We start from the raw sequence: 8,232 nt of genomic DNA, 5'->3' as shown, positions 1-8,232 counted from the left end.
TGAGACGAGTCATCTTGCTCCGAGCTTTGTTGTTTATTTTGAGACGAGTCATCTTGCTTCGAGTTTTGTTGCTTATTTTGAGACGAGTCATCTTGCTTCGAGTTTTGTTGTTTATTTTGAGACGAGTCATCTTGCTTCGAGTTTTGTCGCTTATTTTGAGACGAGTCATCTTGCTCCGAGTTTTGTTGTTTATTTTGAGACGAGTCATCTTGCTTCGAGTTTTGTTGCTTATTCTGAGACGAGTTATCTTGCTTGGAATTTTGTTGTTTGTTTTGCGACGAATCCTTTTGTTCTTCTTGTTTTTGCTCTTCATTGTTATTTTTATTATGTTTCATACTTCTAGTCTGTTCTTTGTTAGTATCCTCTTGCTTGTTAGGTTGCTGCTCCTGGTTATCTGTTTCGTTTGTTTCTGTTGTAGTTGATTTTTTTTTCTTACGTAACCAATTCCAAATCATATGTATGCCCTCTTTGATTTTGTAATATAGTGCTATTTTGTGGCTAATTTTGTATATTATTCATTTATTTATGAAAAGAAGAAGGAGATTGGTTTGCATAGAAAAAATCCTTTAGTAAGCAGTTCATACTATAGCGGGAAGAAGGCGAGTCTGTGCAAATTGTAAAAAAGGAGAAGTTTATTTTAAAAGAGTTTACGTTTGAAAATGGTAGGACAATGCCTGTTCAAATGGGGTATGAGACGTATGGTACTTTAAATAGAGAAAGATCAAATGCAATTTTGGTTTGTCATTATTTTAGTGCAACAAGTCACGCTGCGGGAAAATATACAGAGAATGATGAGGAGTCTGGTTGGTGGGATGGGCTAATTGGACCTGGAAAAGCAATTGATACAAATAAGTATTTTGTTATATGTACTGATAATCTTTGTAATGTACAGGTGAAGAACCCATACGTGATTACTACGGGGCCGAAGTCGATTAATCCAGAAACGGGGGATGAATATGCCATGGATTTCCCTGTGTTTACATTTCTTGATGTAGCTCGTATGCAATATGGATTAATAAAAGATATGGGAATTTCAAGATTACATGCTGTCATGGGGCCATCGGCAGGTGGAATGATTGCACAGCAATGGGCTGTTCAATATCCTCATATGGTAGAACGAATGATTGGTGTTATTACGAACCCGCAAAATCCAATTATAACGTCTGTAAATGTAGCGCAAAATGCGATTGAAGCAATACAAATGGATTCTAATTGGAAGGGCGGGAAATATGGAGAAGTACAGCCAATGAAGGGGCTTCATTTAGCAAATAGAATGATGTTTATGAATGCGTTTGATGCACATTTTTATGAAACGACATTTTCACGTAATAGTATAGAAATGGCGCTTTATCAAGAGTTTTCCGCGTTAACATCATTTGAGAAAGAGATAAATAAAGTGACATATAGAAGTATAGAGTTAGTAGATGCAAATTCATGGATGTACACTGCGAAGGCAGTTTTATTACATGATATTGCGCACGGATTTTCTTCTTTGGCGGAGGCTCTTTCTCGAATAGAAGCGAATGTACTCATGATTCCGTGTAAACAAGATTTACTTCAGCCATCTCGTTACAATTATAAGATGGTAGATATTTTGCAAAAACAAGGGAAGTATGCGGAAGTGTATGAGATAGAAAGCATAAATGGACATATGGCGGGAGCATTTGATATTCATTTATTTGAAAGGAAAATTTACGAATTTTTAAATCGGAAAGTCTCTAGTTTTGTGTAGATAATAAATGCTGAGGAAAAGGTGCAATGTTTGTAGTAGGCACCTTTTTTTACATGATTTGCAGACGGAAAATATAGGTAGCGATTGCTATACCGAAAAACGCTATACTAAGTAATAGAAATAAGAATGACATTTCTTGTGGCGATTTTATCTTTTTATTATTTTTCATACTAAGTGTAATAATAGCAGCGATTAATAGAATGATGCCCATAATGAAAAGAAAAAGTGTCATTTTAACTGGCTCCTTTCATAAAACAAGTATATTGAGGATACAATGCACGTGTTATGTTTGTAAAGAATAAGTTTTGCGAGAAAATTGAGAAATAAAATTTCCATTCTTTGCGTTCCTTCTTTCACATGCTAAAATTAATTAGAAATAGTTGTTCAAAGAAGAGACGTAAAGGTTTTATTGTATATAAGGAGGAATGACATATGACAGAAGTTAATACAATTACTACAGAAGAAGTGCAAGAGCGTTTAGAAAATGGAGAAACGTTATTTTTAGTAGATGTAAGGGAAGATGAAGAAGTAGCTGCAGGAAAGATTCCAGAAGCTGTACATATTAAAATGGGCGATATCCCAAATAAAGTAGATTTCTTTGATAAAGAGAATGAATATATCTTTATTTGTCGCTCGGGCATGCGCAGTGAGAATGTATGCCATTATTTAAATGAACAAGGATTTAAAACAGTGAACATGGTTGGCGGTATGCTTCAATATGAAGGTGAAACGAAATAGTTAATAGTTAAAAACTTGAAACGAGTCTGTTTCAAGTTTTTTTCTTTTGCATACAGTATACAAAAGGGGGAGGGGTAAATGGGGATTAATTTGCGCAAAGTAAAAATTATTAATAATACAGGAGCTGTCAATGTTGGCGACTGTTATGATATTTCACCTTTAGCGGTGGCGAAAATATATGCGGGTGCTGGAGGCTCCAGTGCTGCTATTTTTTTAAATGGGAAACGCCAGCCAGAAGCGGTAATTAGAACATCTGTATTTCTTCCACCATTAGCAACGAGTACACGTACATTAGGGTCCTAAAAGAAAGGTAGAGTGTAATTATGCCTGCGCATATAAAAGAATTTATTATTGTTAATAATACCGGGAATATATTTACAGGTGATAATTTGAGTGATACGTCATTTACTGCTTCGAAATCGTATAGTGGTGCAATGGGGTGTACTTGGATTGACGTTGTTACAGTAATAGGAACAGAGACGAAGCTTTGTTTACAGCCAGGTGATTCTGTGACGACAACATATACACGAGGTACTCCTGCTGGTACTGTAACAGGAACAAATGCAGGGCAAGGTACAAATGTATCGGGTATAGCGCAAGCTGTCCCTAATACAGATAATATGGATTCAATTGCGGGACTCCCTTAAGAAATTAAGGGGGTTTTTATTATTCAAAATAAAAATAGTCTCGGAGTTTATTTTTGTAAATACATATTAAGAAGAGATTTGTTTCATGTGAAAAAAGAGGGTGTGTAGGTGATAGCCCCCCCTACTGATTAAAGTTTCATTTTATTCACGTGAGCAAAAACATCGTGGTTCGAAAATATATTATAATAGAATGAAAAGAGAAAAATTTGGCAGAAAGGGAGGGTGGCGATGCAGGAGAAGGTTAAAGATCGTTTTGGACGCCCACTTCAAGATTTACGCATATCTGTCATTGATCGTTGCAATTTTAGATGTACATATTGTATGCCAGCAGAAGTGTTTGGGCCCGATTATGCTTTTTTGAAAGACGAGTTTTTACTGACGTTTGATGAAATTGAGCGTTTGGCAAAACTATTTGTTAGCATCGGTGTACGAAAAATTAGGCTTACTGGTGGCGAGCCACTGCTTCGTAAAGATGTAACAAAACTTATTGCGCATCTCGTGAAAATTGATGGGTTAACAGATATAGGATTAACGACAAATGCCATTCATTTAACGAAACAAGCGAAGGCATTGAAAGAAGCTGGATTACATAGAGTAAATGTTAGTTTAGATGCAATAGATGATGATATATTTAGGAGCATTAATGGGCGGAATGTTAATACGAAACCTGTTATGAAAGGAATTATGGCTGCAAAAGAGGCAGGGCTCGAAGTAAAGGTAAATATGGTTGTGAAAAAAGGGATGAATGATCACCAAGTACTTCCGATGGCTGCGTATTTTAAAGAACAAGGAATCATGCTTAGATTTATTGAGTTTATGGATGTTGGTAGTACGAATGGGTGGAATTTTGATCAAGTAGTTACAAAGCGGGAATTAATTGAGATGATTCATAGGGTGTATCCGCTTGAGCCGGCTGAAGCGCATTATTTTGGTGAAGTTGCGAAACGATATCGGTATGTTGGAACAAATGTAGAGGTCGGTTTTATTACCTCTGTTTCTGAGTCGTTTTGTTCGTCTTGTACGAGAGCGAGAATTTCGGCTGATGGAAAGTTTTATACTTGCTTGTTTGCGGCAGAAGGATTGGATATAAGAGAACTTCTTAGAAATAAATTTTCGGATGAAGAGTTATTACATGCTATACAAGATGTATGGATGAATAGAAAAGATAGATATTCAGATGAACGGACAGAAGAAAGTGCGAAAAATCGTCCGAAAATTGAAATGTCTTATATAGGAGGATAAGAAAGGGGGCTATCGTATGCAGGAGCGATATTCAAGACAAATATTATTTTCTGGTGTGGGAGAAGAAGGGCAGCGAAAAATAAGAGAGAAGCATGTGCTTATTATCGGCGCTGGTGCTCTTGGTGCGGCGAATGGAGAAGCAATTGTTAGAGCAGGTGTTGGAAAAGTAACGATTGCGGATCGTGATTATGTAGAATGGAGCAATTTACAAAGGCAACAATTATATACAGAAGAAGATGCAATGCAGTATAAACCGAAGGCGATAGCGGCAGCAGAACATTTAAAAGCGATTAATTCTGAGGTGGAAATAAATCCGGTTGTAACAGATGTGACGGTGCAAGAAATGGAAGAATTAGTGAATGATGTAGATTTAATATTAGATGCGACCGACAATTTTGAAACACGTCTTCTTATTAATGATATTTCACAAAAGTATAATATTCCGTGGATATATGGTGGTTGTGTCGGAAGTTACGGGGTAACGTATACAATTTTACCGGGAAAAACACCGTGCTTCCGCTGTTTAATGGAACATCCAGCGAGTGGAGCAACATGTGATACAGCCGGTATTATACAACCAGCGGTGCAATTAGTAGTGGCGCATCAAATAACAGAAGCGTTGAAAATATTAGTAGAAGACTTTGACTCGCTTCGTGAAACGATGTTATCGTTTGATCTTTGGAATAATCAACAGATGGCATTTAAAGTGAATAGGCAGAAAAAAGATACGTGTTTATCTTGCGGAAGATTGCGTACATACCCGAGTTTAACATTTGAGGCACAAACGAAAACAGAAGTGTTATGTGGACGAAATACAGTACAAATTCGCCCAGGTATGCGGAATGAATTTAATTTAGAAGAAATTAAAAAGCGCTTACAAAGAAGTGTAGAGGTAAAGGCAACACCTTATTTATTATCATTTCCGGTAGAAGAATATCGCTTCGTTCTTTTCACAGATGGTAGGGCGTTTATTCATGGAACAAATGATATGAATGTAGCGAAAAGCTTATATGCAAGATATATAGGTTGAACCTAAAGGGCACCCTTTAGGTTCAACGGAGAGCGGATTACAAATTTCTCGTGTAATCTCCACTTTTTCCACCTGTTTTTTCAAGTAAGTATGTTTCGCCAATAATCATACCTTTATCAACAGCTTTACACATATCATATACGGTAAGAGCGGTAGCAGAAGCAGCTGTTAAAGCTTCCATTTCAACACCGGTAGTACCTTCTGTTTTAACTTTTACTTCAATGAGTAATCGATATTGTTCCTCTAATTGTTTCCAATCGAAAGAAACATCAACACCTTTTAATAATAAAGGGTGGCACATTGGGATAATATCAGAAGTGCGTTTTGCAGCCATAATGCCTGCGATTTGGGCAACCGCTAATACGTCACCTTTTCCGATTTCATTGTGAGAGATTTTATCGTAAATTTCTTTCGTAACGACGATGCTAGAGCACGCAATTGCTGTTCGAACGGTTGCCTTTTTCTCGCTTATATCAACCATTTTCGCGCGGCCCTGGTCGTTGAAATGTGTGAATGAAGACATGGAATTCCTCCTTGAAGTAATTTCTATTTAATACATAAAGTTTAATCGAGATAAAAAAAATTGCAAATATGAGGTGAGGAATGATGGTAGAAAGAAGAATTCCCATTCCAGTTGCTGAGGCAGTGGAACGGGTAATGAAATATGCGAAACATGGTGAAGTAGAATCGGTTTCTATTACGGAAAGTTACGGGAGAATTCTTGGAGAAGACGTTGTCTCAGATCATGACGTTCCTCATTTTGACCGTTCCCCTTACGATGGTTTTGCTATTCGAGCGGAAGATACGAAAGAAGCAAGTCAGGAGAATCCAATTGAATTTGAAGTAATAGGAGAAATTGGAGCAGGGGCTGTTTTTGTAGAAGAAGTAGGAACTTTTCAGGCGGTTCGTATTATGACAGGAGCAGCTATTCCGGCAGACTGTAATGCAGTCGTAATGCTAGAGTTGACGGAAGGATTCGAGCAGAACGGAAGTACATATATGAAGTTAAAGCGTCCTTTCAATAGTGGTGACAACGTGTCATTTAAAGGAGAAGATGTAAAACAAAATCAAGTTCTCGTTAAGAAAGGTGTTGCAATTAATCCTGGTGTTGCCGCCCTATTAGCGACATTTGGATATAGTACGGTGAAAGTTGTAAAACAGCCTGTTGTCGGTATTGTAACGACAGGAAGTGAATTACTAGAAGTACACGAGCCGTTAGAGCCAGGGAAAATTAGAAATAGTAACTCTTATATGATTGCTGCTCAAATTATGAAAGCTGGCGGAAAAATTCGGTATTATGGCCAGCTTGCCGATGAGTTAGATGCATGTTTTGCAGCTGTTCAATCGGCGATGGAAGAGGTTGATATTTTAATTACAACAGGCGGTGTGTCGGTAGGAGATTATGACTATTTACCGGCTATTTATGAAAGATTGCAGGCGCATGTACTCTTTAATAAAATAGCGATGAGACCAGGAAGTGTAACGACAGTAGCTGAAGTTGATGGAAAGTTACTTTTCGGTTTATCAGGGAATCCGTCAGCATGTTATGTAGGCTTTGAATTATTTGTACATCCAATTATAAAAACGCATTTGTATGCGAAGGAACCTCACATATATAGAGCGGATGCTATTTTGCAAAAAGATTTTCCGAAGCCAAATCCGTTTACTCGTTTTGTAAGAGCAAACGTGAAAATCGCGGATGGGGCATTACAAGCGATGCCAGTGGGATTAGATAAGTCGAGTGCGGTCTCTTCACTTGCGGATGCAAATGCTTTTATCGTGTTGCCTGGAGGGACAAGAGGATTTGAAGCTGGAATGAAAGTAGCGGTATTATTGTTAGAGCACGCCGAGGGATGTGATTGGCCGTGGGAAAAGCCCCTTCAATCTTACAAATAGTAGGGTATCAAAATAGTGGAAAAACAACACTTGTAGAGAAAATCGTGCATGCATTGGCTCAAAAAGAAATGAAAGTTGCTACAATTAAACATCATGGGCACGGAGGTTTTCCAGAAGTAGCGCAAAAAGATAGTGAAAGACACCGTAAAGCTGGTGCTGTCGTAAGTAGTGTAGAAGGTGCTGGATTACTTTCACTTTCTTCGCTAAGAGAGGAATGGTCCTTGAAGGAAATTATTCGCTTATATGAGTTTTTTGAAGTGGGTACAATTTTAATAGAGGGCTATAAAAAAGAGAACTATCCGAAAGTAGTGTTACTTCGTTCTGCGGAAGATGCTGAACTTTTACATAAAGTAAAAAATGTGGTAGCAGTTATTACGTGGCATGATGCGCCGGTAAAATTAAGAGAAGAATATAAAGTATTTCATATAACAGAAGAAGAGTTGTATATAGACTGGCTTTTACAAACGGTTAGGAGTATAAAATGACAAATACGTATTATGAAGTAATTGATACAGAAATCTCGATTGAAGAGGTAGCTCAGAAGGTAATTCGCCGTGAATGCGGTGCTGTTACAACATTTATCGGAACGGTTAGAGAGTTTACGAAAGGGCGCCGTACATTGTACTTAGAGTATGCCGCTTATAAAACGATGGCAGAAAAGATGCTACAGAAAATCGGCTCTGAAGTGAAAGAAAAGTGGCCAGGTACACACGTTGCAATTACCCATCGCATCGGTACACTACAAATTTCTGATATAGCAGTTGTTGTTGCTGTTTCAACACCGCACCGTAAAGCGGCTTATGAAGCGAATGAATATATTATGGAACGTATAAAACAAATTGTTCCGATATGGAAAAAAGAGTTTTGGGAAGATGGTGACTCGTGGATTGGGGATCAATTAGAAAAAACACCATATCCAGCGGGAGAGCCTGGGAAGGAGCTATAAG

General features: G+C 37.8%; 11 protein-coding genes and 1 pseudogene. 9 read left to right on the top strand and 3 right to left on the bottom strand.

The genetic code is table 11. From position 1 onward, the window contains the following. A pseudogene (locus tag ACQKNI_RS11880) lies at positions 1 to 455 on the bottom strand (spore germination protein); the annotation flags it as partial. Between the two features lie 152 nt (positions 456 to 607). On the opposite strand from ACQKNI_RS11880, the gene ACQKNI_RS11875 reads away from it, so the two are divergent. Next, positions 608 to 1,732: a homoserine O-succinyltransferase gene (locus ACQKNI_RS11875; protein ID WP_427282394.1), complete on the top strand. Its 1,125-nt coding sequence runs from the start codon at positions 608 to 610 to the stop codon at positions 1,730 to 1,732. Between the two features lie 49 nt (positions 1,733 to 1,781). On the opposite strand, the gene ACQKNI_RS11870 is transcribed toward ACQKNI_RS11875, so the two are convergent. After that, the gene (locus tag ACQKNI_RS11870; protein ID WP_088232279.1) at positions 1,782 to 1,964 is read right to left on the bottom strand and encodes a hypothetical protein; all 183 of its coding nucleotides are present in this window, start codon (positions 1,962 to 1,964) and stop codon (positions 1,782 to 1,784) included. 200 nt (positions 1,965 to 2,164) lie between these two features. Between ACQKNI_RS11870 and ACQKNI_RS11865 the strand changes: the two genes are divergently transcribed. The 5 genes from ACQKNI_RS11865 to ACQKNI_RS11845 all read left to right on the top strand — a co-directional run bounded on the left by ACQKNI_RS11865 (position 2,165) and on the right by ACQKNI_RS11845 (position 5,389). Continuing rightward, positions 2,165 to 2,470, top strand: a complete 306-nt coding sequence (locus ACQKNI_RS11865) for a rhodanese-like domain-containing protein (RefSeq protein ID WP_000141255.1) — start codon at positions 2,165 to 2,167, stop codon at positions 2,468 to 2,470. A 78-nt stretch (positions 2,471 to 2,548) separates the two neighbouring features. Next, positions 2,549 to 2,773: a spore germination protein gene (locus ACQKNI_RS11860; RefSeq protein ID WP_000512461.1), complete on the top strand. Its 225-nt coding sequence runs from the start codon at positions 2,549 to 2,551 to the stop codon at positions 2,771 to 2,773. Between the two features lie 20 nt (positions 2,774 to 2,793). Continuing rightward, positions 2,794 to 3,117, top strand: a complete 324-nt coding sequence (locus tag ACQKNI_RS11855) for a hypothetical protein (protein ID WP_088232278.1) — start codon at positions 2,794 to 2,796, stop codon at positions 3,115 to 3,117. Positions 3,118 to 3,345: 228 nt separating this feature from the next. Further along, positions 3,346 to 4,359, top strand: coding sequence for a GTP 3',8-cyclase MoaA (moaA, locus tag ACQKNI_RS11850; RefSeq protein WP_427282393.1), 1,014 nt, complete (start codon positions 3,346 to 3,348; stop codon positions 4,357 to 4,359). Positions 4,360 to 4,375: 16 nt separating this feature from the next. Continuing rightward, complete coding sequence (locus ACQKNI_RS11845) at positions 4,376 to 5,389, top strand: molybdopterin-synthase adenylyltransferase MoeB (RefSeq protein ID WP_427282392.1); 1,014 nt, start codon at positions 4,376 to 4,378, stop codon at positions 5,387 to 5,389. 37 nt (positions 5,390 to 5,426) lie between these two features. Here the strand turns inward: ACQKNI_RS11845 and moaC are convergent, their stop codons facing one another. Beyond that, positions 5,427 to 5,912 (bottom strand): cyclic pyranopterin monophosphate synthase MoaC, encoded by a 486-nt coding sequence (gene moaC / locus ACQKNI_RS11840; RefSeq protein ID WP_427282391.1) that lies wholly within the window; start codon positions 5,910 to 5,912, stop codon positions 5,427 to 5,429. Positions 5,913 to 5,995: 83 nt separating this feature from the next. Here moaC and ACQKNI_RS11835 point away from each other — a divergent pair, with 83 nt between their 5' ends. From ACQKNI_RS11835 to moaE, 3 genes are read left to right on the top strand one after another with little or no spacing between them, the layout of a single operon-like run. Next, a complete protein-coding gene (locus tag ACQKNI_RS11835) occupies positions 5,996 to 7,285 on the top strand; it encodes a molybdopterin molybdotransferase MoeA (protein WP_427282389.1) in 1,290 nt (429 codons plus the stop codon). Further along, a complete protein-coding gene (gene mobB / locus ACQKNI_RS11830) occupies positions 7,249 to 7,770 on the top strand; it encodes a molybdopterin-guanine dinucleotide biosynthesis protein B (protein WP_141552141.1) in 522 nt (173 codons plus the stop codon). Before ACQKNI_RS11835 ends, mobB begins: the two co-directional genes overlap by 37 nt. Further along, positions 7,767 to 8,231, top strand: a complete 465-nt coding sequence (gene moaE / locus ACQKNI_RS11825) for a molybdopterin synthase catalytic subunit MoaE (protein WP_098882967.1) — start codon at positions 7,767 to 7,769, stop codon at positions 8,229 to 8,231. Before mobB ends, moaE begins: the two co-directional genes overlap by 4 nt. Position 8,232 lies beyond the last annotated feature (1 nt).

The organism is Bacillus sp. NPDC094064 (assembly GCF_050279585.1).
Taxonomy (GTDB): domain Bacteria; phylum Bacillota; class Bacilli; order Bacillales; family Bacillaceae_G; genus Bacillus_A.
This window is presented reverse-complemented; position numbering and strand designations above follow the sequence as displayed.

Excerpts from the sequence above, each read along its gene's own strand:
- ACQKNI_RS11855 (WP_088232278.1), top strand. The coding sequence starts at position 2,794 with ATGCCTGCGCATATAAAAGAATTTATTATTGTTAATAATACCGGGAAT.
- ACQKNI_RS11845 (WP_427282392.1), top strand. The coding sequence starts at position 4,376 with ATGCAGGAGCGATATTCAAGACAAATATTATTTTCTGGTGTGGGAGAA.
- ACQKNI_RS11860 (WP_000512461.1), top strand. The coding sequence starts at position 2,549 with ATGGGGATTAATTTGCGCAAAGTAAAAATTATTAATAATACAGGAGCT.
- ACQKNI_RS11865 (WP_000141255.1), top strand. The coding sequence starts at position 2,165 with ATGACAGAAGTTAATACAATTACTACAGAAGAAGTGCAAGAGCGTTTA.
- moaA (WP_427282393.1), top strand. The coding sequence starts at position 3,346 with ATGCAGGAGAAGGTTAAAGATCGTTTTGGACGCCCACTTCAAGATTTA.
- ACQKNI_RS11870 (WP_088232279.1), bottom strand. The coding sequence starts at position 1,964 with ATGACACTTTTTCTTTTCATTATGGGCATCATTCTATTAATCGCTGCT.
- moaC (WP_427282391.1), bottom strand. The coding sequence starts at position 5,912 with ATGTCTTCATTCACACATTTCAACGACCAGGGCCGCGCGAAAATGGTT.
- moaE (WP_098882967.1), top strand. The coding sequence starts at position 7,767 with ATGACAAATACGTATTATGAAGTAATTGATACAGAAATCTCGATTGAA.
- ACQKNI_RS11835 (WP_427282389.1), top strand. The coding sequence starts at position 5,996 with ATGGTAGAAAGAAGAATTCCCATTCCAGTTGCTGAGGCAGTGGAACGG.